Annotated in this window: 19 protein-coding genes, 2 pseudogenes and 1 other annotated feature (1 of these 22 cut by a window edge); of the genes and pseudogenes, 19 read left to right on the top strand and 2 right to left on the bottom strand. The window is 34.7% G+C overall.

Annotated elements, in window-relative coordinates; all coding sequences use genetic code 11:
- Positions 1-100 precede the first annotated feature (100 nt).
- Complete coding sequence (locus BN349_RS21310) at positions 101-274, bottom strand: DUF1272 domain-containing protein (RefSeq protein WP_019244342.1); 174 nt, start codon at positions 272-274, stop codon at positions 101-103.
- 156 nt (positions 275-430) lie between these two features.
- Between BN349_RS21310 and BN349_RS24545 the strand changes: the two are divergent.
- The 17 genes and pseudogenes from BN349_RS24545 to BN349_RS21225 all read left to right on the top strand — a co-directional run.
- Positions 431-604: pseudogene (locus tag BN349_RS24545) on the top strand (VOC family protein); the annotation flags it as partial.
- A 319-nt stretch (positions 605-923) separates the two neighbouring features.
- Positions 924-2123: an MFS transporter gene (locus BN349_RS21300; RefSeq protein ID WP_019244340.1), complete on the top strand. Its 1200-nt coding sequence runs from the start codon at positions 924-926 to the stop codon at positions 2121-2123.
- A 300-nt stretch (positions 2124-2423) separates the two neighbouring features.
- Entirely contained in the window at positions 2424-2837 is a 414-nt protein-coding gene (locus BN349_RS21295) for an Rrf2 family transcriptional regulator (protein ID WP_019244339.1), read from the top strand.
- Between the two features lie 62 nt (positions 2838-2899).
- Positions 2900-3532 (top strand): NAD(P)-dependent oxidoreductase, encoded by a 633-nt coding sequence (locus BN349_RS21290; RefSeq protein WP_019244338.1) that lies wholly within the window; start codon positions 2900-2902, stop codon positions 3530-3532.
- Between the two features lie 1528 nt (positions 3533-5060).
- A complete protein-coding gene (gene caiT, locus BN349_RS21280; RefSeq protein ID WP_019244336.1) occupies positions 5061-6608 on the top strand; it encodes an L-carnitine/gamma-butyrobetaine antiporter in 1548 nt (515 codons plus the stop codon).
- A gap of 481 nt (positions 6609-7089) precedes the next feature.
- The gene (gene caiA / locus BN349_RS21275) at positions 7090-8223 is read left to right on the top strand and encodes a crotonobetainyl-CoA dehydrogenase (protein WP_019244335.1); all 1134 of its coding nucleotides are present in this window, start codon (positions 7090-7092) and stop codon (positions 8221-8223) included.
- Between the two features lie 62 nt (positions 8224-8285).
- The gene (gene caiB, locus BN349_RS21270; RefSeq protein WP_019244334.1) at positions 8286-9497 is read left to right on the top strand and encodes an L-carnitine CoA-transferase; all 1212 of its coding nucleotides are present in this window, start codon (positions 8286-8288) and stop codon (positions 9495-9497) included.
- A 135-nt stretch (positions 9498-9632) separates the two neighbouring features.
- Positions 9633-10403 carry an electron transfer flavoprotein gene (locus tag BN349_RS21265; protein ID WP_019244333.1) on the top strand — a complete coding sequence of 257 codons (771 nt, stop codon included), beginning with the start codon at positions 9633-9635 and terminating at the stop codon, positions 10401-10403.
- 29 nt (positions 10404-10432) lie between these two features.
- Positions 10433-11365, top strand: a complete 933-nt coding sequence (locus BN349_RS21260; protein WP_019244332.1) for an electron transfer flavoprotein subunit alpha/FixB family protein — start codon at positions 10433-10435, stop codon at positions 11363-11365.
- Positions 11366-11487: 122 nt separating this feature from the next.
- Positions 11488-12771: an FAD-dependent oxidoreductase gene (locus BN349_RS21255; protein WP_019244331.1), complete on the top strand. Its 1284-nt coding sequence runs from the start codon at positions 11488-11490 to the stop codon at positions 12769-12771.
- On the top strand, positions 12768-13052 hold the full coding sequence (locus BN349_RS21250; RefSeq protein WP_019244330.1) for a ferredoxin family protein: 285 nt from the start codon (positions 12768-12770) through the stop codon (positions 13050-13052). Before BN349_RS21255 ends, BN349_RS21250 begins: the two co-directional genes overlap by 4 nt.
- 528 nt (positions 13053-13580) lie before the next feature.
- The gene (caiC, locus tag BN349_RS21245) at positions 13581-15128 is read left to right on the top strand and encodes a crotonobetaine/carnitine-CoA ligase (RefSeq protein ID WP_019244329.1); all 1548 of its coding nucleotides are present in this window, start codon (positions 13581-13583) and stop codon (positions 15126-15128) included.
- Between the two features lie 430 nt (positions 15129-15558).
- Positions 15559-16410, top strand: a complete 852-nt coding sequence (locus BN349_RS21240; RefSeq protein ID WP_019244328.1) for a MaoC/PaaZ C-terminal domain-containing protein — start codon at positions 15559-15561, stop codon at positions 16408-16410.
- A gap of 589 nt (positions 16411-16999) precedes the next feature.
- Positions 17000-18316, top strand: a complete 1317-nt coding sequence (locus BN349_RS21235) for an MFS transporter (protein ID WP_019244327.1) — start codon at positions 17000-17002, stop codon at positions 18314-18316.
- Between the two features lie 615 nt (positions 18317-18931).
- Positions 18932-19969, top strand: a pseudogene (locus BN349_RS27015) (HAMP domain-containing protein); the annotation flags it as partial.
- Positions 19964-20911 (top strand): methyl-accepting chemotaxis protein, encoded by a 948-nt coding sequence (locus BN349_RS27010; RefSeq protein ID WP_425457667.1) that lies wholly within the window; start codon positions 19964-19966, stop codon positions 20909-20911. The pseudogene BN349_RS27015 and the gene BN349_RS27010, both read left to right, overlap by 6 nt.
- 230 nt (positions 20912-21141) lie before the next feature.
- Complete coding sequence (locus tag BN349_RS21225) at positions 21142-22059, top strand: DMT family transporter (protein WP_019244325.1); 918 nt, start codon at positions 21142-21144, stop codon at positions 22057-22059.
- A gap of 97 nt (positions 22060-22156) precedes the next feature.
- On the opposite strand, the gene BN349_RS21220 is transcribed toward BN349_RS21225, so the two are convergent.
- A complete protein-coding gene (locus BN349_RS21220) occupies positions 22157-23641 on the bottom strand; it encodes a sigma-54 interaction domain-containing protein (RefSeq protein WP_019244324.1) in 1485 nt (494 codons plus the stop codon).
- A gap of 893 nt (positions 23642-24534) precedes the next feature.
- Between BN349_RS21220 and BN349_RS21215 the strand changes: the two genes are divergently transcribed.
- Both BN349_RS21215 and BN349_RS21210 read left to right on the top strand, forming a co-directional pair.
- Positions 24535-24978 carry a GNAT family N-acetyltransferase gene (locus BN349_RS21215; RefSeq protein ID WP_019244323.1) on the top strand — a complete coding sequence of 148 codons (444 nt, stop codon included), beginning with the start codon at positions 24535-24537 and terminating at the stop codon, positions 24976-24978.
- Between the two features lie 63 nt (positions 24979-25041).
- Positions 25042-25221, top strand: a complete 180-nt coding sequence (locus BN349_RS21210; protein ID WP_019244322.1) for a cysteine-rich CWC family protein — start codon at positions 25042-25044, stop codon at positions 25219-25221.
- A gap of 177 nt (positions 25222-25398) precedes the next feature.
- Positions 25399-25509: a binding site (T-box leader), on the top strand (it continues 144 nt past the right edge of the window).

Here is a 25509-nt window from a genome sequence, read left to right as displayed (position 1 = left end):
AGGTTAGTTGAACAAGAGAATGAATAGTCACAACAAAAAAATTCAGAAAAAAATAAGCCGGGAGCTACCCTGCTTATCTCAAAACAAATGTTTACGTATTTTATTGTTTTCTGGGTCTTTTAACAAGTTCGCCGCCACAGTTAGGGCATATTGCATTCATCTCTTCTGTACATAGTTTGCAAAATGTACATTCGTGTACACAAATATAAGCAGTTGAGTTTTCACTTAATAATGAATTGCAGCTTTCACATTTTTTTCTCATTTCCAATGCCATCTAAGATATTCTCCTCGTCTTCCAATTGTCATAAGAGAAATATAACTGGAAGCATATTTTTGCCGTTTTGGTAAAGATATGCTTCAACAAAATGATAATTGATAAGGTGTAGAGTTATTATAGTCCAAAAATCCTTTTATAATTTTGGTGCAGTTTGGATATATTCATTTGGCTTTTAGCGTTGGTAGTAAACAAAAAGTAGATGAATTAACTCAACAGTTGAAAGAAGATGGTTATATCGTCTTGAGCGGGCCAAGGACAACAGGTGATGGTTATTATGAAAGCTGTGTTCTTGATGCTGAAAACAACCAAATTGAAATTGTGGAGTAATAAGTGCGCTATTAGACTGATTTTATCAATGAAAAACTCGGTATTCTTAAAAAGGAGACCGAGTTTTTTACTTGTATAGTTAATTCGTTTTATTGTAGTACTTCTTTTTTTATTGCAGTTAAGAGAAAGGTAGATTGGTATTCTATTAAAAATTGGTATATTTTGTATTATAATGAAAAAGATGATTTATTATTGCTATTCTAATATGTGGAATATTGAGGACGTACCAAGCAAAGGCGAATTGTTATAGAAATAAAGATATATCAACATCATTTTTTAGGAAATGTAATGATGTTGTAGGGAAAGTGAGGATAAGTTATTGAAATCTTGGAAGCATCCGATGCTTTTAATATCTGGGTTAGGTATCTCCTATTTAGGTAATTGGATTTATTTAATAGCTTTAAATATTTCAATCCTAGATTTAACTGGATCTGCTGCAGCTGTTGCTGGTCTTTATGTTATTCGGCCTATTGCTATGTTAATGACAAATTTTTGGGCAGGAAGTATTATTGACCGAGTGAGCAAAAGAAAATTAATGATATTTATTGATGTTATAAGAGGTGTTTTGGTATTTGTTATTCCGTTTATGGACTCACTACTCTATATCTATCTTCTCCTTCTCATTATTAATATGGTAGGAACTTTCTTTGGACCAAGTTCATCTGTTTATATAACCAAATTGGTGCCTATTGAAAATCGTAAAAGGTTTAATTCGATTATGAGTATAACAAATTCAGGAGCTTTTCTACTTGGACCTGCCATATCGGGAATTCTTATTATGTTTGTAGGAACAGATTTGTGCATTATTATCAATTCGTTATCTTTTCTTATATGTGGATTTCTTATTTATTTTCTTCCTGAATTTGAAGAACAGGTTAATAAGAAGGGATCGTTACAATGGAAAACTTTTATTCACGATTGGCTGTTAGTAAAAGCATTTGTTATAAAAATGAAGTATTTTTTTATAGTTTATTTATTATTTCAAGTAATACTTTTAATAGGATTTGCATTAGATTCGCAAGAGGTTACTTTCATAAAGCAGCATTTACAATTAATAGATAGAGATTACGGTTTTATCGTAAGTATAGCGGGTATTGGAGCATTAATCGGAGGGTTTATATCGGCTATTATTGCTAAAAAAGTGAAGCTTAATCTTTATTTAGGTGCGGGAATGTTATTAGCTTCTGTAGGATACGTTTTATTTTATTCTTCTTTTAATTTTCTTACAGCAACAATTGCCTTTGTATTTTTGGGATTTTTTATGGCGTTTGCAAATGCGGGATATGCTACCTTTTTTCAAAATAATGTACCAGTTGAAATTATGGGGAGGTTTGGGAGTCTAACAGATTTGCTTCAAGGAATGGTTCAAATAGTATTGACTCTTATTTTAGGATTTATTGTGGAATGGTTCCCACTACAAATTATGTGCTTACTTTTTTCATTTATTGGTTTAATACTTGCTTTGCTTCTTTTTATTACTGTTCTATTACCTTCTAAAGCAAAATATTTTGAAGAATGATAATCAATACATGAAGTATATTGAATCCTAGAAATAGGTTATTGGAAACGAGAGTTGTTTGGTGAATCTAAGGATTTTTGTATGTGACGTAAAAGGATACTTCGTGTTGCTATTGTTATATAGAGAACTTGTAATGTTGCAAGAATTTTGTGTATTCTTTTCTAAAGTGATAGATCATTTGTAATAACTTAAAATAATGTATTGAAGTTGCCATATCTCTTAATCTATTCTAAATATAGTCTTTAAATTTGCATACTTTAAACTTTGTAACTATAATAGTTACAGAAGGTGGTGGATGAAGTGGTTAATACCCGATTAGCAATCGGTATACACATTTTGTCGGTAGTCGCTTTATCGAATGATGCTGAGAAGCTTAATTCAGAATGGATTGCAAGTAGTATTCAAACGAATCCAGTTGTCGTTCGTCGTATGATCAGTGCTTTAAAAAAGGCTGGTTTATTAAGAGCTGTTCATGGTAATCGAGGCCTTGCGTTGAATAAATCGCCAGAAGATATTTCATTTTTGGACATTTTGCGTGCAGTAGATCCGAAAAATACTCTTTTTTCAGTGCATCAAAATACGAATATGAATTGCATCGTTGGTCGACAAATCGAATCGACTCTTGGAACTATGTTTCAACACATTCAACAAAATACAGAAAACGATTTAGCGAAACAATCGCTTAAACAAGTGTTAAACCAGTTTAAATCATAACTGGTTTTCATTTCACCACTACTGTAACAATTATTATTACAAATTTATAGGGGGAATGCAAAATGAAAATAGCAATCATTGGTGCAACAGGCAAAGCAGGTTCGAAAATTTTAAACGAGGTACTTGCACGTGGTTTAGACGTCACTGCTATCGTACGTACAGCATCCAAACTAACTCAAGATATATCAGTCATTGAAAAAGACGTTTTATCATTAACGAAAGAAGATGTTGCAGCATTTGATGTAGTTGTTAATGCTTTTGGTGCACCTTTTGGACAAGAGGGGCAGCATGTTGTGGCTGGTAAGCACTTAATTGATATTTTAGCAGGTACATCTACTCGTTTAATCGTAGTGGGAGGGGCAGGAAGCTTATTTGTAGATGAAGCACAAACAACTCGTCTGGTAGACACACCAGATTTCCCAGAAGTGTTCGTGCCAACAGCGAAAAATCAATTCCAAAACTTATTGGATTTACAAGCATCCAACATTACTTGGACGTTCATTAGTCCATCCGCATTTTTCGATCCAGAAGGTGGACGTACAGGTCATTACACGATCGGCCAAGATCAGTTATTAATCAATAATACAGGTGAGAGCTATATTAGCTATGCTGACTATGCTATTGCTTTGGTTGATGAAATAGAAAAGTCAGTCCATATTAATAAACGTTTTACTGTTGTAGCAGAAAAGGCATGATTAGAATCATGTTTTTCTTGTTAAAAACTAGGATAAGAAAAAGAAAAAGACGAGTTTCTTCTATTATATTTTGATCTTTGTAGAATAAACATAGAAAAACAGTGAGAGAATCATGAGGCTAGAGCTATTTACTAGTACTTGTTAAATCATTTTTACGTGCTCTATCATCATTAAGAAAACAGCTAACTTAACGAATGTAAAAATTTTTTACTAGTAAAAATATTTAATAATAACAAATAATAAGTGTCTAATTCTATAGAGAAAACACCTTCTTTTAATATGTTGAAAGCAAAGTATTAATGCTAAAACCATTATTTTTCAAAAGATATCTTCCAATAATCAGAGAAGGTACTCATCATCTCTTGAAATTATGAAAATGAGTTGAATCGCGCATAATAAAGCAAGTAGTTATGTAAATGATCATTGAATTTCATTGTTTTTTGTCAAATCAATTTTACATCCTTTGTAAAATTGATGATAACGGTAGAAAATTGGATGTAAAAATTTTTTACTAGTAAAAATAATTAACATAATCTTTTAAAAAAGGCTGTTTGATAAAAGAAAAACGAGCTTAATAATCCTAAGCTCGTTTTTAATTCATTGTTTATTTTTATTTCCTCAAGTAAATTATTTGAGGAAATTTTTTTTGAAAACTTAGGTTAATCATTTATAAACATGTTCAGTATTTCACATAAAAACGCTTTGTTTTGTTAAAAATTTTTTACGTGGTTGTGATGAGATGTTGATAAAACGCTTACATATGTCTGACAAAAAATTTTTACTTGTTAAAAATATAAAACATAGCAATCTCCAAATGGTTCCCATTTCAAAAGAAAAAGTTAAATTTATGTATGAATTTTAAAAGTTGGCATGGTTTTTGCAGTATATATTAGCAAAGGGAAATGATAGTTTTATTGCTGTTTTGTCAGTATGTTTAATCAGTACAGCTTTAAAAATTGATATTTTTTATATAAAAGTATCTTTTGGCACAGTACTTGCATTATATATAGCTGACAAAGGGAAATTATATTTTTATTTTACTTATCATATGTCAAAGCAAATAAATAAAGGCTTTTAGCTTTATGAATGTGATTTTTTAAACAAAAGCACATTACGTGGCACAGTACTTGCAATATATGATTGGCAAAGGGAAATCAGATTTTTGTTTTACTTGATGTCAATGTATATAACTGAGGCTTAACTTTATAAATTGTGAAATATTTCACAAGATAGTGGCATAGTACTTGCATTATATGTTTTTGACAAAAAGAGAAACTGTTTTTATGTTCAATTCATCACAAGGGGTTATTCATCTGAAGGAGGTAGAAAATTAGAGAAGAATTTTGCAGCAAGTTCTATATCGATTATTAGCGTGTATAACGTTTCATGAATAAGAATACCAAGTGTTCAACCAAATTCACTAAACGTTTTCACGTCCAATATGAAAAACTCTATCTGTTAGAATTCTTAAAAATGATCGACCAATTCAGGACTCGTAAATAAGGAAAGGGAAGGAAGTCGAATTATATTGGAAAACAAGAAAATGAAACTCGACCATGTACTCTTTTGGCCACCATTAATACTAATCGCTATTGTTTGTGGATTTATTATTAGTGATGTTGACAGAGCCAATGAGATCTCAAATAAGGCTCTTGCTTGGACAACTGACAAACTCGGTTGGGCTTTTGAATGGTACGTTATTATACTTTTCATTATTGCTATGTTCCTTATCTTCGGTAAGTATAGCAATAAAAAATTAGGAGATAGCAAACCGGAATTTAAAACTAGTACTTGGCTAGGAATGATGTTTACTTCCACTTCAAGTGCGACGCTGATTTATTGGGCAACAATTGAATGGTATTACTATATGGAAGCTCCACCACATGGTGCTGAACCATTTTCGCTACAAGCAGCAAACTGGGCTTCTGCGTATGGTATGTATCACTGGGGATTAATTCCATGTGCTATGTACGTTGTAATTGGGGTAGCAATGGGTTATAGCTTCTTCGTTAAGAAGAGAGATGTTGTTAGACCAAGTGCTGTGTGTGGGGTTCTAGGAAAAAGAAAAGAAGGTTGGTTAGGTAAGCTAATCGATATTCTTTATATTATCGGTATGGTCGCTGGGGTAGGTACATCTTTAGGATTAGGTACTCCTCTTGTTGCAGAACTTATATCTAAGATTTTTGGAGTCGAACATACATTATCACTTGATGGTTATATACTAATCGCTTGGATTATTCTATTCTCAATCTCAGTTTACTTTGGAATTCAAAAAGGGATTAAAATCCTTAGTGACATAAGAGTATGGCTAACATTTGTTGTTCTTATATTTGTTGCTGTATTTGGACCAACATCATATATCTTAAACGGATTTACTGATGCTTTGGGAACAATGTTACAAAATATTATTAGAATGACTTTCTATACAGATACTTATGGTGGATCTGGATTCCCTCAAGCTTGGACAATATTCTATTGGGCATGGTTCTTAAACTGTGTTATCTCGTATGCAATTTATCTTGCACGTATTTCAAAAGGAAGAACAGTTCGCCAATTCTGTTTAGCAGTATTAGGTTCTATCGTTATCGGACAAACAGTATTCTTCGCGGTATTCACTAACTTTGCAATGAATACACATTATGAAGGAATCATAAATATAGGTCAAATTATGGAACAATCTGGTCCAGCGCGTGCGATTGTTGAAATTTGGGGTACTTTACCTTTAGCTAGCATCGTTTTACCTATTTTCTTAATTTATGCTTTCATCTCAACTGCAACTTTCATTAACGGTGTTGCTTATACGTTGGCGATGGTTACAACTAAAAACATTACAGAAAATGATGAGCCTTCAAGATTGAACCGTGTTGTATGGGCTTTAATCCTTGGCTCATTAGCAATCTGTCTTCTAATGTTAGGTGGATTGAAACCTTTACAAACAGCTTCCGTATTAGGTGGTTTACCGATGATGATTGTTTGTATTATCATTCCAATTTCGTTCTTTAGAGAAGTTAAACAAGACAATTGGGCAATGGATTACAATACAGCGAAAGCAAAAGAAGCAAAGAAAAATAAATAGAATGTGAGTATGAAAGTATCATATTTTATATAGCACCGCATGTGATGATATTCACAGTGTGAGAAAAGGAGTGTTATTGACACTCATGTTTTAAAGGCAGCCTACCTAAATCAGGAGGCTGACCAATAAAGATTGTTCGTATGTTATTCAGAGTAATAGGGTGTAGTGGGATTAAGGATAAATGTTTCAAACCATGTGATTGTATGTACAACACGTGAGTGTAAAAAAAGATAATAACCTGGTTGTTGGCACTTAATGTGTCTACTCGCCAAAGTGTAATCAATGTAGGAGGGTGTTCGTTATTTTTTCCCAACATTTTAATAACATTTAGCATTCCGAAAATTACGATACTACATGATTAATAGATTCATAAATGTTGAAGGGTCTTAAGATGAAGATGCTGCTTAATCGCAGTGTTCCAATACTAATTAAGTAGAGGGACATTGAACTAGCATTCAATAAATATTTGGAGGGTACAATAATGGATTTTAGACTTAATGATGAGCAAGAGTTATTAGTTAAAGGAATTCGTGAGTTAATGGCTCGTGAAAACTGGGATGCATACTTTGAAGAGTGTGATAAAAATAGCAAATATCCAGAAAGATTCGTAAAAGAATTAGCTGATCTAGGTATCGATAGCATTATGTTACCTGAAGAACATGGTGGATTTGATGCAGGATTAGTAACTTTAGCAGCTGCTTGGGAGGAACTAGGACGCTTAGGTGCACCTACATATGTTTTATATCAAATCCCAGGATTTACAACAATTTTACGTGAAGGTACTGAAGAGCAAATTGAGAAAATCATGGCTTTACATGGTACTGGTAAGCAAATGTGGAACTCAGCAATTACTGAACCAGGAGCTGGATCAGATGTAGGAAGTCTTCAAACTACTTACACTCGTAAAGATGGAAAAGTGTATCTGAATGGTCACAAAACATTCATCACAAGTGGAGCTGGCGTACCTTACTTAGTCGTAATGGCAAGAGACTCTGAAAACTACGATACATTCACTGAATGGTTTGTAGATATGACTTTACCAGGTATCAAAATTGAAAAACTAGAAAAATTAGGTTTACGCATGGATAGCTGCTGTGAAATCTATTTTGATAACGTTGAATTAGAAGAAAAAGATATGTTCGGTAAAGAAGGTAATGGTTTTAACCGTGTTAAAGAAGAATTTGACTTCGAACGCTTCTTAGTAGGTGCTACTAACTATGCTACTGCTTATTGTGCCCTTGAAGATGCTGCTAAATACGCAAATCAACGTGTACAATTCGGTGAAGCAATTGGACGCTTCCAATTAATCCAAGAGAAGTTCTGTAACATGCAAATTAAAGTGACAAACATGCGCAATATGATCTATGAAGCTGCATGGAAATATGATAACGGTTTAATGACATCAGGCGATGCTGCAATGTGTAAATACTATTGTGCGAATGCTGCTTTTGAAGTAGTAGACGATGCAATGCAAGTTCTTGGTGGTGTAGCTATCGCAGGAGATCACCGTATCGCTCGCTTCTGGCGTGACCTTCGTGTAGACCGCGTATCTGGTGGATCTGACGAAATGCAAATCCTAACTGCAGGTAGAGCAGTTCTTAAACAATACCGTTAATTCAACTATTTTTCAAAGTGTAATAGATTGGATTTTTTACATATAGAGAGGAGGAGTTTTTGATGGCAAATGCAACAACTATGCCAGCATTTGGTAACTTGCAAGGAGTAAAGGTTGTATATTCAGCTATGGAAATTGCAGCTCCAGTAGCGGCACAGCTATTAGCAGAATGGGGAGCAGATGTTACTTGGATTGAAAACACATATAATGGTGATTCAATGCGAGATACAACATATGTAAAAGAATTAGAGCGTCGCAACCAACGAAGTATCCAATTGAATGTTTTTTCTGAAGAAGGTCGCGAAGTACTTTTTAACCTAGTTAAAGATGCAGATATCTTTATCGAATCTAGTAAAGGTCCTGCTTATGCGAAACGTGGTATTACAGATGAGCTGCTATGGGAACATAATCCATCACTTGTTATTGTCCACGTATCAGGATTTGGACAATACGGTGTAGAAAGTCGTGTTAATCGCGCAGCGTATGACTTAACAGTTCAAGCATATAGCGGATACCTTTCTCAAAATGGTACCCCAGAACAACCAATGGCAGCTGCTCCATATTTAGGAGATTATGCAACATCTTTAATGGTGGTTGGTTCATCACTTGCAGCGCTTAATAAAGCGAAGGAAACAGGTGTGGGAGAAAGTATCGATGTGGCTATGCACGAAGTTATGCTTCGTATCGGTGCTTACTACATGATGGATTTCTTAAACGAAGGTATTAAGTATCCACGTGCTGGTGCTAGACATCAAAACTTATGCGGTATTGGTGAATACAAATGTAAAGATGGTTTCATCGGTATTTGCTTATATGGTGCACCTCAAAATAAAGCAATCCTTGAACGTATTGGTTTGGGACATCTTTGGGGAACTGAAGAAATTCCAGAAGGTACAACAGGTCTATGGTTAGATGGACCAAAAGCTGAACTTATTGAACAAAAACTAGAAGAATACCTTTTAACTAAAACAGTTGCTGAAGTAGAAGAAGATTTCTCAAACTGCAAAATTGCAGCAAATGCAGTTTTAGAATTTGAAGACATCGTTGATGAGCCTCACTATGCGGCACGTGAAGACTTCATTGAATGGGAAACAATTGAAGGCAAAAAAGTTAAAGGACCAAATATCTTCCCTAAATTTAAAAAGAATCCAGGACAAGTATGGCGTCCAATGCCAACACTTGGAATGGATACAGTTGATATCATGACAAAAGCTGGTTATTCAATGGAACAAATTGAGGAACTATGTGAAAAAGGTATCATAAAAAAAGCATAATTTAGTGTAACAACCCTATGTATTAGAGAAAAATGAGATGCATGAATGTTGTCATGCAGGAGTGCATCTCGTTTTATCATAAAAATTTCTATTATTGTTTAACAAATTACTAATTGATTAAGAAGGTGTAAAAAGATGAGAGTTATTGCATGTTGTAAAGCGGTTCCTGAAGAACAAGATATTGTCATCGCAAAAGATCGTTCAGTATCTTTTGATAAAGCGGAATGGAAATTCGGCTCATATGATTTAAATGCTGTAGAAGCTGGAAAACAAATTGTTGATGCTGTTGGCGGTCAATTATCTGGTCTTTGTGCTGGAGGAAAAATTTTAGAAAATCCAAAAATGAAAAAAGACATCATTTCTCGTGGTTTAGATGAGTTATTTGTAGTTGCTGATGAAGCGGCAGAAGGCTTAGATACACTTCAATCTGCACGCGTTTTAGAAGCGGCTATTAAACAAATGGGAGAGTATGATCTAGTACTTTGCGGAGCAGGTTCATCGGACCTTTATGCTCAACAAGTAGGAAACCAATTAGGTGAATTGCTTGGTGTACCAGTTATCAATGCTGTAAACAAAATTACTCCAGAAGGAGACAAAGTAATTGTTGAACGTGCAATGGAAAACGAAATTCAAGTATTAGAAGTTTCACTACCAGCTGTTCTTTCTGTTACTTCTGAAATCAATACCCCACGTATTCCAGGTATGAAAGATATTATTGCAGCTAATAAAAAACCTATGACTAAATACGCTATAGCAGACATCAATGTAGCGGACAACAACCCATCAAGCGAAGTAGTGAGTACATTAGCACCTGAACAAGTAGCTCGCCAATTAAACATTTTAGAAGGCGACTCAGAAGAAGTGGTAGCAGAATTTGTAAAACTACTTAGTGCGGAATTGAAATAATTTGATTTGATAAAAGAGGTGGAGATTTCATGACTTTAAATAATGTTTGGATTATAACTGATGATCAAAGTACTGTAGCTGAACTATGCAGCGGCGGACGCCAACTAGGTGAGCAAGTATCTGTTGTACTATTTGGTGACCAAGCCCAAGCGGAAGAAGCAATTGCTTACGGAGCTGACCACGTATTCTTATATGCAAAAACAGAAGGTATGGTTGAAGGTTATACAAAATCAATCGTTGAAACACTTCGTGCTGAAGGTGCGAAATTAGTAATGGTTCACTCATCTGTTAGCGGTAAGTTAATGGCTGGGAAAATCGCATCTCAATTAGGTACTAGCGCTCTTTCTAACATTTCTGAGTTTGCTGTAGAAGATGGAAATGTAATTGTGAAGCACATGGTATATGGTGGTGCAGCAGTACGTACGGAAAAAGCATTATCTGAAACTGTTGTTGTAACAGTTGGATCAGGTGTATTTGAAACAGCTGAGAAAGATACAGCTAGACAAGGGCAAGTAACAGAAGTTGCGGCAGAAGCTGAAGTAGCTGGTATCAAAGTTGTTGAACACCGTCCAAAACAAGGTGAGGTAGTTAACTTAGGTGCTGCGAAACGTGTTATCGGTGTTGGTCGTGGATTCGCAAAACAAGAAGACTTAAAAATGGCAGAAGATATTGCTAGCTTAATTGGTGCTGAAATGGCATGTAGCCGTCCAATCGCTGAAGGTGAAAAATGGATGAGCAAAGAGCGCTATATCGGTGTATCTGGTGTTGTTCTTAAACCTGATGTATATATCGCAGTGGGTATTTCAGGTCAAATCCAACACATGGTGGGTGTAAACCAAGCAAAAACATTGGTTGCAATCAACAAAGATAAAAATGCACCAATCTTCAAACAAGTTGATATCGGTTTAGTTGGAGATATTAACACTGTTTTACCGCAAATCATTGAAAAAATGAAAGCATAATTTAGAAATTCATTATTTCTTTTATGTGACTGAGAAGCTAAATAGAGCTTCTCAGTCACCCTAATAAAACATATTCCGAAGGGATATATAAGGTAGCACAACTATTTTTAGGGGTGAAAGCATTGAGCGACTTCGACGCTATTATTGTAGGAGGAGGACTTGCTGGTTCTACTGCAGCTTACTTGTTGGCGCAGGAAGGCCTAGAGGTTCTACTTATTGAAAGAGGAAACTACGGTGGTTCTAAAAATATGACTGGGGGACGCCTTTATGCCCACAGTTTGGAAAAAATCATTCCAAACTTTGCAGAAGAAGCACCGGTTGAACGAAGAGTTGTTAAAGAGCGTATTTGTATGATGACGGAAGAAGATGCAGTAACATTCGACTATCGTTCTCCTCGTCTAGCAAAACAAGGCAGCGATTCTTATGTAGTAAAACGTGGTGAATTTGACCGTTGGCTTTTTGATAAAGCTGAAGAAGCAGGTGCAACAGCCACTGCAGGTATTAAAGTTGATGAATTAATTGTAGAAAATAATAGAGTGACAGGTGTAATCTGTGGCGGAGAAGAAATGACGGCAGATGTTGTTATTTTGGCTGATGGAGTGAACTCTATGCTAGCTGAAAAAGCTGGTTTAAGAGAACGAGTGAAGCCTTCCCAAGTTGCTGTAGGTGTTAAAGAAACGTATGAATTACCAGCAAAGGTAATTGAGGATCGTTTTGGTGTATCTAGTAACGAAGGTGCAGCTTGCTTATACGCTGGTTCTCCAAGTAATGGATTAGTTGGTGGAGGATTCTTATATACAAATAAAGACAGTGTTTCAATTGGATTGGTTCTAGGTCTCAATCATATTGGTGATAGCGACAAAACAATTGAAGATATGCTGGTAGGTTTCTCAAATCATCCAGAAATTGCACCACTAATTAAGGATGGAAAACTTCTTGAAAGAAGTGGCCATGTTGTACCAGAGGCTGGTTTGTCAATGGTTTCAACATTATACGGTGACGGTTTCCTAATTTGTGGAGATGCAGCTGGATTCTGCTTAAACATCGGATACATGGTAAGAGGAATGGATTTAGCTATTACGTCTGGTGAATTAGCAGCTAAGGCTGTTATTGAAGCTAAAGGTAAAGGCGACTTTAGCGCTGCTACATTAAAAAGCTATAAAACAATGTTAGATGATAGCTTCATAATGAAGGATCTAGAAGTTTATAAGAAATTCCCAGCGTTTATGGAAAATCCTCGTATCTTTAATGATTATCCAGCTATGTTAGCAGATATTATGGCGGATATGTTTGTAATTGATGGTAAACCAGCTGTTCCTTTACGTAAAAAAGCAATGAAACATTTGAAGGCAGTAGGTCTTATGAATCTAGCTAAAGATGGACTGAAGGGAGTGAAATCTGTATGAGTATGAGCGTTGAAGAAAAATTAGGCGTAAATAAATTCTTTGTAGACGAAGAGAATGCACATATAGAAATAGACCCAAATTATCCTGATTTAAAGGAAAAAATGAAGCTTGTGAATGCTTGCCCAGCAGGTTTATATAAGCTGAATGAAAATGAAACATTAGCGTTTGATTACGCAGGATGTTTAGAATGCGGCACATGTCGAGTGCTTTGCTTAGGTACGGTTATTAAGAAATGGGAATATCCAGAAGGCACAATGGGTGTAGAATTCCGTGTTGGCTAATGCAACAGCAATTATATATTTTTGCAATGATATTCTATAGACGTTAACGGAGAAGAGATTGCGGATTTATTATGGTGAAATAAGTTGTGGTAGGCTTCTCCTTTACTATCTAAGATTATTCAAAAATTGATAGTATGCATCCTATTCAGGTATATCCTGGTCATACTTGCTACTAGAAAGTTATGATTTTTACCCTGAAAGCAAGCAAAAATATGAACTCACATATTTGCTACAAATTAGTGTCCTAGATTTTTTGGATATTAGCTGCATGGAAATAGGATGGGGATTTTAACATCTTAAATAGTTTGGGGACTTCGGTTATAAACATATTTAGACGTATAGACATGCTATCAGCATTTACTTATCCATCCGAGTTTGGAACGAATAAGCAGTCATTATTTATCGAATATACCTAGATGCTCGATATGGTCAAAAGTACTTTTTTATAAACGATAACCCAATCTATTATGCGGCTTTATGAAAAGTATAGGCATGATACATGAGTTTTGATATTAAGAGGTGAAAAAAATGGCTGATATAGTGGGAAACAAGACTTTGCGAGATATGTGGGATGATTTGGCCCGGATACACACGGAAAAAACATTTTTGATTTTTCAGGACCGTCACGGTAATAAATGTGAATTTACCTATCCACAATTTAATAAAGAAATAAATAAAACCGCAAATCTTTTTCTCAATTTAGGTATAAAAAAGGATGAAAAAGTTGCTATTCAACTACATAATTGTCCGGAGTTTTTGATGTGTTGGTTCGGATTAGCAAAAATCGGAGCAGTTATGGTTCCTATTAATATTCATTACACTCAAGAAGAATGTGAATATATTCTTAAAAAGTGTGATGTAAAGACTGTCATTACTGAAGAGAATTTTCTTTGCTTTTATGATAAAAACAAATCAAATATAGATTTGAAGAATATATTGCTAGCTAGAAGTGAAAAACATATTTGCGACACAATCAATTTTAATGAAAAGCAAGGGTCACAACCTGATGAATTGAAAGAATATAGAACGCTATGCAGCGATGATATAGCAGAAATATTGTTTACATCAGGTACAACATCACGACCAAAAGGTGTCGTTCTCACTCATTGTAATATGTTGTTTGCTGGTATTTTTGTGAACTGGCAAGCTTCTTTTAAGAAGGATGATCGAATCTTAACAATGATGCCCGCTTTTCACGTTGATTTTCAGCTTTGTGGCTTAATGCCAACCATCTCTATTGGTGGAACAATAATTGTGTTAGAAAAATACAGTGCCAGAAAGTATTGGAAGCAAGTATGTGATTTTAAAGCCACCATTATTCAGACTTCAGCTATGATAGTTCGTACATTAATGTTACAACCAAAGCAAGAATGGGAGAAAAATCATTGTGTTCGCGACGCACTCTATTATCTTCCTATTACAAATGAAGAAAAGAAATCTTTTGAAGAAAGATTTAATGTAAGTATTTTGAATTCATATGGCTTAACCGAAACTCTTGTTGGAGTCATTACAGATCCTCCAAATGAAGAAAGAAAGTGGCCATCGATAGGTAAAGCTGGTCTATCTTATGAAGCAAAAATTATTGATGAGGATGGAAATGAACTTCCTCCAAATGAGATCGGTGAAATTTATATAAAGGGAGTTCCTGGAAGAACTCTTATGAAGGAATACTATAATTGTCCGGAAAATACAGCAAAGACCTTGAGTTCAGATGGTTGGATGCATACAGGTGATAAGGGTTATGTTGACGAGGATGGATGGTTTTATTTTGTGGATCGTAAAGTCAATATGATTAAAAGAGCGGGAGAAAATATTTCTACCACTGAAATTGAAAATATTCTTACTTGTCATCCTAAAATTGCAGAAGCAGCGGTAATTGGGGTCCCAGATCCGATTCGTGACCAGGCGGTAAAAGCTTTTATTAAGTTTAAAGATGGTGAATCGCTAACTACTGAGGAAATCTTAGATTATTGTAGGGAACGTATGGCTACGTTTAAAGTACCGTCCATTATAGAAATAAGAACTTCTTTTCCAAGAACCTGCACGTATAAGATACAAAAAAAATTGCTTCATTAAGTTGGAAACTTTATTGAGGTTGAGGAACAATGTTGGATTTTCATGACAAAAGCGAGTTAGGTACTACGAACTCTTATTTTTATGAAAATTCAAGGTTGCCTTGACCAGAAAAAAATGATGTAGTTAGAATAGGTTAAAACAATCTGATCGGTATTTTAGAATAGTTTACTCTTTATTTGTGAATCGTTTCACAAATTCAGCATAAAGTTATATGAAATAAGCTAAATTGAGATTTTAATTATGTGTTACTCATTGTGTCAATGCGATTACTAATAAATGTAATTATCCAAGATACACCTTTTGATTGATATGTAGATATCCGAAAAGGAGGTGGTTAACGCTAATTGAAGATAATGATAAAAATTCGTAAGTACGTGTACTACCTTTTTCTAAAATCATAAATTGAAAAGAGAAGAGAGGATGTTTAATAATGGCAATTAAGACAGAAATGGTTGGGCAAACATTTGGACCTTTTGAAAGAGAATATGATTTCAAAGATTTAATTCTTTTCGCACTTGGCTGTGGTGCTGGTGTAGATGGAAAAACAGACTTGCAATATGTTTATGAAAAAGATTTAAAAATTCTTCCAATGTTTGCAGCAATGCCAATTGTGGACAGTGAAGTTACTAAAACGATTGACTATGGATACAACTATGCTGGTTCACTTCACTGGGGATTTGATTTACAATTCCACAAACCATTAACAAAACTACAAGGTAAATTAAGTACACACGTACTACTTAAAGGTTTATATGATCGTGGACCAGATAGAGGTTTATTAGCACAACATGTTGGTGAAACTTTCGATGAAACTGGAGAAAAAATCTTCACTAACGAGAGCTGGGATTGCTTAATTTATGATGGCGGATTTGGAGGTCCAAAACCACCTAAAGATATTGTAGAAATTCCAGATAGAGAGCCAGACTTTGAAATTGAAGAACGTATTCCTGAAAATCAAGCATTAATTTACCGTTTATCAGGTGATTTCCACCCACAACATATTGATTGGGAATATGCAAAAGCAAACGGTCAAATGAAGCCAATCCTTCATGCTGTAAGTTTTGCTGGTGTTGCTTGCCGTCACTTTATTAATACAATCATTCCTGGTGAACCAGAACGCTTAACACGTTTTAAAACACGTATTACAGCTTCGCTTCTTCCAGGTGCTACTCTTAAAACACAAATGTGGAAAATGGGAGACAACAAGGTTCACTTTAGAGTAATTGATGCTTATACTCAAGCGAAACCGTACTTAAACTTCGGAATTATTGAATGGAAATAGTCTTTCATTATTAATCTAGAGATAAATGATGTGAATCAGAAGAATGTTTGTTGTAATTCAAATAGTCATTACAAATTCATAGAGTGAGACGATAATAGATTAGAATTTTCCTTTATACATATCGGTTATTCGTTAAACTGATCTGGTTCTAAACAGCACTTGATCTCCCACTTAAACGAGCTAGTTTCTCTACTTCGTTATCATAGTGGGAGTCTTAGTGCTCGTTTGTACGAGATGAATCTTTTTACAACGACATTTCAGAGGAAGCAATATGAAACTCAGTATGGTAATTGAATACTAATAGCTATAATTTCTATCGAATAATTATTGACCTCATTCATTTTTACCCTGATCATAAAAAATTCCGCTTATTAAAATAAACAGTAAATGTAAGCTGTAAAGCTTTTAGTTTGGAATACATTACTAATGGCTCCCTGGGAGAAAAAATAAACGTTTTAATGATGTCTAGAAAATCGGCGGAATGGCTGCTTTCTTGGGTCTGGTTTTATAGAATACAGTACTAATTCCATCGGTATAACATTTCTTTTGTGAGATGAATGATGGATTACCAGAAAGGGAGATTAAGAGTATGCAAGTAAAAAAAACGCTCGATGATGTAGAAATAACACCTTTTCTTAAGAGGATGACCCTTTTTGCTAGTGGTGGACCTTTCTTAGATGGCTATGTCCTGGTTATTATTGGTGTAGCCCTTACTCAATTGGGACCCGAACTGAATTTAAGTGCACATTGGAGTGCGATGGTTGGAGCAGCAGCCTTAGTAGGATTGTTTATAGGAACTGCTCTAGGTGGATATGTAACAGATATAGTAGGACGAAAGAAGATGTTCACTATCGATATCATAGCCATTGCAGTTATTTCGATTGCAACTATGTTTGTATCCACACCATTGCAACTCGTGATTATGAGATTTTTAATCGGTATTGTTATCGGTGCGGATTACCCAATTGCTACTTCGTTAGTCACAGAATTTACACCTCGAAAGTACAGAGCAATTTCTATGGGAATAATTGCAGCAGCATGGTATGTAGGTGCAACCGCAGCAAATATTGTTGGCTATTATTTGTGTGAAGTAGATGGCGGTTGGAAATGGATGCTAGGTAGTGCTTTTGTTCCTTGTGTGATTCTTTTAATTGGACGTTGGGGAATTCCTGAATCACCATTATGGTTGTCGCGAAAAGGACGAGTTGAAGAAGCTAGTGCCATTGTACGACAAGTATACGGTGATGATGTGGAATTAGAACCGGAAGAAGCTAAGAAGACAAGATATAGAATGTTATTTGAAAAAGGCTATTTTAGAAGAATAATGTTTATTGGAATCATCTGGGTATGTCAAGTGGTGCCAATGTTTGGATTATACACATTTGGTCCGCAAATTATGCATACTTTTGGTTTTGGAGCAGGACAAGAAGCTATTTTAAGTGAGATTATCATTAGTTTGTTCTTCTTAATTGGTTGTATTCCAGCGATGTTCTGGTTAAACTCCATTGGTCGTCGACCTTTACTTATTGGAAGCTTTGCGATTATGAGTGTTGCTTTAGCTATTTTAGGATTCTTTCCAAACACTAATGTTTGGATTATCGTTATTGCGCTTGGGATTTATGCATTCTTTTCAGGAGGGCCTGGTATATTGCAATGGCTCTATCCAAATGAACTTTTCCCAACTGAGATTAGAGCTTCGGCAGTAGGTGCAGCTATGGCTTTTAGTAGAATTGGAACTGTACTATCTACTTATGCTTTACCTATTTTTATGGGTGCGTATGGAATTGGACCAACAATGCTCGTTGGTGCAGCTATTTCAGTTCTCGGCTTAGTTGTTTCAATTATCATGGCTCCAGAGACAAAAGGAAAAATGCTAGCTGAAACAAGTTCGGTAGATTTTAAATAAAGGTTTTGAAATACGTTACTACTTACTTAATAACAAAATGCCTGTGCGATAATCCGTGTGAATCCTGCGAAAGAAGAGAGAAAGACAGGAATCTAAAGTGAGGAGCGGGCGATGAGGATTGGCACTCGAACTCGACTGCGGAATGCGAACGGATTAAAAAGCTTAACCACAATAAAATTCAACGCTACCTAATGAATAAGGAAACATCCTATCTATAACAGCTTAATTCTTCAAAAAGAATGTGGCTGCTATAGATAGGAATTTGTAAAGAAAGTTGTCTGTTAATGAGGGAGCTTCTTTTTTTGGAGTAAATTCTCTATAACTATAGTATTTGATTTTATCTGTCACAACAATAATTTTCGATATATTCTGTATTCGTGCTATTTTCTCTTTAAATAATATATTATAGTACACTAGCTGCTTATTCAGCATCATTTCATTTGTTAACAATTGGATAAAGCAGGGGTGGTTGTGCAGATAATTTTATCAATTTATCGCTTTTATTAGAGAAGTTTGCAGGCATTATAATCAATTAGTAAACTTTTATTCTGCCACCAGATAATCTTCAGAAATCTTTTACCTCGTTAGTACTTTAGTGTGCAAGGAGAGCTATCGATGAATTTAAAAACAAAAATGCTAGCTGGTTTATTAATACCTGTTATTATCTTTATTGGATCATTGAGTCTTTACGCTTACGATACATCTAAAGATACCTTAAAAGAACAAATACTTCAGACCAACGAATTAACGACTAAATATTATAGCGAATCAATCAACAAAGATTTGGTAAAACATGAGGTCAGTACACAGAATTTAGCAATGATGTTAGCTGAGCGTAATTTGACAACAAAGGAAATGAAGGAATTTGTTAAATTTCCTTTAGATAAAGAAAATGGGATTTCAACTATTGCTTTTGCATTTGAGGATAAAAGATATGTAGATAGTGATGATTGGGTACCACCAAATGATTATGATCATCGCACGCGAAATTGGTACAAGCAAATCATTGCTTCTAATGGCGAGTCTGTTTATTCTGATGTTTACCGTGATATGGCTGGAACAAAAGATTTGTTATCCATTGTAGGGGAGCCAATCATTTCAAATGGTAAAAAAATTGGCGTGGTTACTTCGAATGTTAATTTAGATGATTTGTTGACTAAATTGAAAAAAGTTAAGATCGGAAAAACAGGATATGTTTTTGTTGTAAGTAATAAGGGTGAGTTAATTAGCCATCCAGAATTTAAGCCAGATGATTTTTTGCAAAATATTTACGATGGTAGTTTGAAAGACTTTTATCAAAAAATGCTTAACGAAAAAAACACAGTTGAAACCATTAGTATTAAGGGAGAGGAAAAACTGATAGGCTCAGCACCTATTGGAAATACTGGTTGGTTTCTATGCTCAAGTGTTAATACGGATGAATTGTTTGCTAAAGTAAACAAGATGGCTTACATGCTTGCAGCAGGATGTTTGATTGTTGTGCTTATTCTAAGCTTAGTGATTGTTTGGATTACGATGAAAATTACCAAATCACTAAAAATGATGATGGCACAATCACGAGAAATGGCAGAAGGAAACTTCGTTGATCAGCCGCAGACAATTACTACTAAGGATGAGATTGGAAAGCTGGCAGAATCTTTTCAAGAGATGAAACAGAAACTTCGACATTTGATTGGAAGTGTAAGCCTATCTGCTGAACAACTAGCTGCATCAAGTGAAGAATTAACTGCTAATGCTGATCAGTCGTCTCAAGCAGCTGAGCAAATAGCAAATTCTATCACATCTGTGGCATTTGGTGCGGATCATCAGATGAAATCTGTAGAACAGGCTGTAGAAGTGGCTGACCGCATATCTAATGATATCGAAAACTTAACAGCCAATGCTTCAGTCATAGTTGATAAGACATTACATACAGCAGAAAGAACGAGATCTGGTAAAGACATCGTTAGTAAGGTCATTACTCAGATGGCAACAATCGAACAAAGCGTTACGACATCATCAAAGTTGGTTGGTAGTCTGGGTGAGCGCTCTAAAGAAATTGGTCAGATTGTCGATACAATATCAAGTATTGCTGATCAAACGAATTTACTAGCTTTAAATGCGACAATTGAAGCGGCTCGTGCAGGAGAAAACGGCAAAGGTTTTGCGGTGGTTGCGGAGGAAGTTCGTAAACTAGCTGAACAGTCGCAAGGTGAAGCAAATCATATCTCTGCACTTGTTGATAGAATCCAAAGTGATACAGGCAATGTTGTTGTTTCAATGGCAGAAGAAAAGAAAGAAGTTGCTTTAGGTTCGAAAGTAGTTCAGGAAGCACAGAAAATCTTTGGTGAAATCGATGAGTTAATATCTGAAATTAATGTGATGGCAGAAAAGATTCAACACATTACCGTACAAATCTCGGATGGCAGTAAAGAAATTAATAGAGAGATTCAAGGGATTAATAAAGTTAGCAAAGACACAGCTGGAGAGACCCAGACGATATCGGCAGCTACTGAAGAACAAGCGGCATCAATGGAAGAAATGTCCTCAGCCAGTCAAGTTTTAGCAAGTTTGGCACAAGAGCTGAGCGATGCAATAAGTAAATTTAAAATTTAATAGTTAGAGATCATATATGCCTTATTCAGATATTCGACTATAGAGGAAATAATGCATTTCTACTTATATACAACCCGATTCTTTTGTAAAATAGTATAGGGCTGATAGTTAGAATATATTAATATATTCTAACTATCAGCCCTTGAGAAATATGGAAGTTTCAATAATGTTACCCCATAGGTCATTAATTATGAAATTTGCGTAAATCACATCAAGAGGGGATACAACTAATGCAAAACCTTCGAGGAATTTTATATGTAATCGCTGCTGCTACTTTTTTCGGTATGATGCCGATATGGGTTAAACAAGCCTATGTAACAGGACTATCAGCTTTCGACTTTACTTTTTTACGTTCTGGCATGGCTGCCATTATGCTAGGAGTGTTTATAGGATATCGTAAGCTGCATTTTCGATTAGGGATTCAACAAATAGGACCAATGCTATTATCAGCAGTTCCCTTTACAGCTACTATTCTACTTTTGTACGTATCTTATAACTATATAAGTGCTGGCGTGGCTACATCACTGCATTATTTATTCCCAGTATTAGTCATGCTGCTTGCGTATTTCATCTATCGTGAGAAGCTACAGCTATATAAATGGATTGCTCTCTTAATCTCGATTGGCGGTATCTATTTAATTGCTGATCCAAGTGGTAACAGCTTTTCTTTTAAAGGGGTTGGTTTAGCTACACTGTCAGCTGTAACCTTTGCTATTTATACGTTGGCACTTAATCATTCTCAGGTAAAAAAGATAGATAGTTTAGTGTTAGCATTTTATTTATGTGTGTTTGCATTTTTTACGTCCTTAATCCTACTTCTCATACAAGGGAATTGGCCATTAGTTATTACGTTAAAAGGAATGTATTATACAGCCTTGGTGAGTTTTTTCTGCACGGCATTGGGTTTGATTTTTTTCATAAAAGGCGCACAAAGTATCGGATCGGCCAATGCATCTATTCTTAGTACCTTAGAACCGGTGGTAAGTCTTGTAGCAGGTATCATCATTTTAAATGAACCTGTAACATGGTTTACATCGCTCGGTAGCATATTAATCATTAGTGCGATTCTTCTAATTGGCTATGCGAATTTAAGGCAGGGTTCTTCAGCAGAAAAAAAGTTAAAACAACTACAAAGAAGGCAGGATTGACGATAGTCAGTCCAACTTCTTCGTACAAAAAAGCATCTCCTTAACACTTTTGCTCATTGAATGAGATAGAGTGTCAGGGAGATGCTTTTTTTGGAAATTATCCTATCCGTATATCATGTTGAATATCAATTTCTAACCGTTTCAACTTATAATATAAACATTGTCTTGATAAATCTAATTCTTTTGCAGTTTGATTCATATTTCCATTATTTCTTTTAAGAGCTTGTGTCAATATGTCTTTTTCAAACTGTAGCATGATTTCTTTATAATTGCTGTTTTCTGATACGACAATTGGCTTAATATTATTCTTGGTTGTCACACCTTGAAGAAATGGTGGTAGATGCTGTATGAGTAAAGAAGTATCGGTAGGGTCAACCATATTCATTGCATGCTCAATACAATGACTTAATTCACGAACATTTCCTGGCCAATTATAGTTTTCTAGAATTTGAACAACATCTTCTGAAATCTCATCAATCTTTCTACCTAAAATCTTATTATATTTATTGATATAATTCCAAGATAACGTAACAATATCTTCTTTTCTATTTCTCAGAGGTGGAGACTCTAAAGTAATGACCGCAAGTCTATAATAAAAATCACTTCTTAACTTTTCTGTTTCAATAGCTTCTTTCGGATCTATATTCATCGCACTAATAATTCGTGGGTTAACGGGAATTTCTTTGTTGCTTCCAACCCTGCGAATACGATTCGTTTCTAGTGCTCTCAAAAGTTTAGATTGAAGTACAATACTCATCGAATTAAGCTCGTCTAGAAAAAGTGTGCCATTTTTAGCTTCTTCAAATAAGCCAGCTTTATCCTGTGCACCTGTAAATGCACCCTTACTTGTTCCAAAAAGAATACTTTCTAGCAAAGTATCTGGAATGGCAGAACAGTTTACGGCAATGAAAGGCTCTTTGGCTCTAGAACTTTCGTTATGAATACTTTGGGCAAACAGTTCTTTACCTGTTCCTGTTTCGCCAAGAATCATAATTCGTGATTCCGAACGCGCCATTTTCTTCGCTGTGTTAATGACATTTTGCATGCATTGTCCAGGACCAATGATGTCATCAAAACAAAACTGGGTTCCGTTATTATTTGCTTTTTGGAGCTGATTATTAAGTGCTTTTTGCAGTTGCATAACTGTGGCTGTGAGCGCTTGTATTTTGCTTGTATCTCGACTAATAGCAAACGAACCAATAATTTCACGCCCTGAGTAAACCGGGTATATATCCATAACAAGCTCGACAGGTTGACCAGTAGCAGATGTATATCTTAAAAGAGTATTTTTTAATACCCGTTTTTCATGTAAAACCTTCATATGTACACTTTTTTGTTTGCCTAATTTGTAAACGTCCATTACGTTTTTTCCTAATATTTCACTAATTTTGTATCCATCCAAGCTTTCGAAATCCTTTGAGACAAACACGATTTTCCCAGTTGCATCAACTATTGAAAAATAACAATCCTCCAAGCAATCTAAAGAATTAATAACCAATTCAAATTCGGCAATGACATTTTGACAACTTGTTTTAGGTTCTTTAAAGTCTATTTGAGATTTTGACAGTGTAGTTATGGTCATATAATACCTCTCCTTAATGTCATTAAATTTATTCGCAAAATGCTGAAATATTGTTGTGACAAAGTTTATTGAAATCATAAAAAGTAAAAATAGCTATTAGCATATGAACCAGTAAGTCTCAATTTGATATTATATTGAGATTAAATCGATAGTCAGATCTATTCCAATGTTTATGCGTAGGGTTTTACAAATAAACGAATGTAGTAGTACGAAAATGGACTTTATATAAAACGAATCATATTCATCCTCGTTTTGTATGTTGTAAGGGTGATGTACTTTTACTATTGGATTATCTTTAGAAAATGGACATGTTTTTCTTGGGCATTTTACAACTTTGTTTCACTTGCTATTCAACATAATTGAACCGTTGAATTGTTTATATCTATCTCACTCTCTTGTTGTATTTTATTATTTTAATATAACCTTATTATAGGACGTATCTAGGCAAAATAACCGTTGGATTTCATTCAATAATGTGAACTATTTAACAAAATTAAAGAATAATAATGAAGTATAGTAGACTTTCCCGGAAAGATTCTGTTGCTCAATGAAAAAGTAGACATTTTTGTTCAATGTAACATCTAACATAGATTGAGCTTCATCTTACTCATTTTTTATTTAGTTTCGATCAACTTTATCTTATATTCATCTCTTTAGTCTTTTCTTCATATACTACCTCAACGAAACTAACGCTACCTCCTTTTATCTCTTATTCACTTTGATGTTTTATTACTTTAATATAGTAAAAGGTTCATGGAAGAATAGCATAGTAATATTAACAATAGTATTTGAATATTGTTTATGAGTATTGAATACATAAAGTGGTTAATAGAATTTTACAATCATTTATATTAGAATATTTAGAATAATAAGTTTAAAAAGGAGGATGTATGATGAACGTGTATAAAGCTACAGTAAATGATGTAGAAGGGGTATCTAGATTATTTAACTCGTATCGAATGTTTTATGAAAAACCGTCTGATTTGAATGGTGCTAAACGATTTATTAAAGAAAGAATGGATTTAGGAGATTCTATCATTTATGTAGCGGTTGAGGAAGGTATGTATGTTGGCTTTGTGCAATTATATCCCTCCTATTCATCTGTGTCGATGAATAGAATTTGGATATTGAATGATTTATATGTTGAAGAAGATGTACGTAAAAAAGGGGTAGGACAGAAGTTAATAGATCAAGCAGTTGAATTATGTCACCAGACAAATGCGAAAACATTAACGCTTCAAACATCAGTTACAAATAAAACAGCGCAAAAATTGTATGAAAAAAATGATTTTGTGAAAGATAATGAGTTTTATTATTATGAATTAACGGTTCGTTAATTTGGGTTTTAATAATGTGTGTCAGCTCTTATGATGAAATATCGATTTTAAAGGAGTGGTAAAGTGAAAAGTAAGGTTTGTCCAATATGCGGAGCACAGAATCGTTGTAAAATAGATGCAAGTGATGAGGAGCTATGTTGGTGTGTAAAAGAGAAATTTCCAAATGAAATTTTTGAATTAGTTCCAGAAGAAAGTATAGGTAAACAGTGTATTTGTCAAAAATGTTTACATACATATAAATAATGAGGGAAATTCAGGCTTACGGTATTTATTATATTTAGATGCTATTAGGAGAGTGGTAATTGTTATAGTGGAAATCAGCAAAATTTTCTCTCTATAATACTTTAATAAAAAGTAAAAGATAGTCAACAATGATTCACTTGTCTTTTAAGAGCAAAAGGATTAAACTATTCACAAATGTTAAAGGCGTTGAAAAGGAAAAGTAAATAGGGCAGTGTTTAATAGAGAGCTTCTGTTGGTGGAAATGAAGTAAACGACCCCTTTTGAAAATGACCTTTGAGCTTCGTACCG

It is taken from the genome of Bacillus sp. AP8 (assembly GCF_000321185.1).
Taxonomy (GTDB): Bacteria; Bacillota; Bacilli; order Bacillales; family DSM-1321; genus Bacillus_AD; species Bacillus_AD massilioanorexius.
The sequence above is the reverse complement of the archived record's forward strand: the minus strand, read 5'-3'. Positions and strand labels throughout refer to the sequence as shown.

Coding starts and splice junctions, on each gene's coding strand:
- BN349_RS21240 (WP_019244328.1), top strand. CDS start 15,559: ATGGCAATTAAGACAGAAATGGTTGGGCAAACATTTGGACCTTTTGAA.
- BN349_RS21310 (WP_019244342.1), bottom strand. CDS start 274: ATGGCATTGGAAATGAGAAAAAAATGTGAAAGCTGCAATTCATTATTA.
- caiB (WP_019244334.1), top strand. CDS start 8,286: ATGGCAAATGCAACAACTATGCCAGCATTTGGTAACTTGCAAGGAGTA.
- BN349_RS27010 (WP_425457667.1), top strand. CDS start 19,964: ATGAAACAGAAACTTCGACATTTGATTGGAAGTGTAAGCCTATCTGCT.
- caiA (WP_019244335.1), top strand. CDS start 7,090: ATGGATTTTAGACTTAATGATGAGCAAGAGTTATTAGTTAAAGGAATT.
- BN349_RS21215 (WP_019244323.1), top strand. CDS start 24,535: ATGAACGTGTATAAAGCTACAGTAAATGATGTAGAAGGGGTATCTAGA.
- BN349_RS21260 (WP_019244332.1), top strand. CDS start 10,433: ATGACTTTAAATAATGTTTGGATTATAACTGATGATCAAAGTACTGTA.
- BN349_RS21290 (WP_019244338.1), top strand. CDS start 2,900: ATGAAAATAGCAATCATTGGTGCAACAGGCAAAGCAGGTTCGAAAATT.
- caiC (WP_019244329.1), top strand. CDS start 13,581: ATGGCTGATATAGTGGGAAACAAGACTTTGCGAGATATGTGGGATGAT.
- BN349_RS21220 (WP_019244324.1), bottom strand. CDS start 23,641: ATGACCATAACTACACTGTCAAAATCTCAAATAGACTTTAAAGAACCT.
- BN349_RS21235 (WP_019244327.1), top strand. CDS start 17,000: ATGCAAGTAAAAAAAACGCTCGATGATGTAGAAATAACACCTTTTCTT.
- BN349_RS21250 (WP_019244330.1), top strand. CDS start 12,768: ATGAGTATGAGCGTTGAAGAAAAATTAGGCGTAAATAAATTCTTTGTA.
- BN349_RS21265 (WP_019244333.1), top strand. CDS start 9,633: ATGAGAGTTATTGCATGTTGTAAAGCGGTTCCTGAAGAACAAGATATT.
- BN349_RS21225 (WP_019244325.1), top strand. CDS start 21,142: ATGCAAAACCTTCGAGGAATTTTATATGTAATCGCTGCTGCTACTTTT.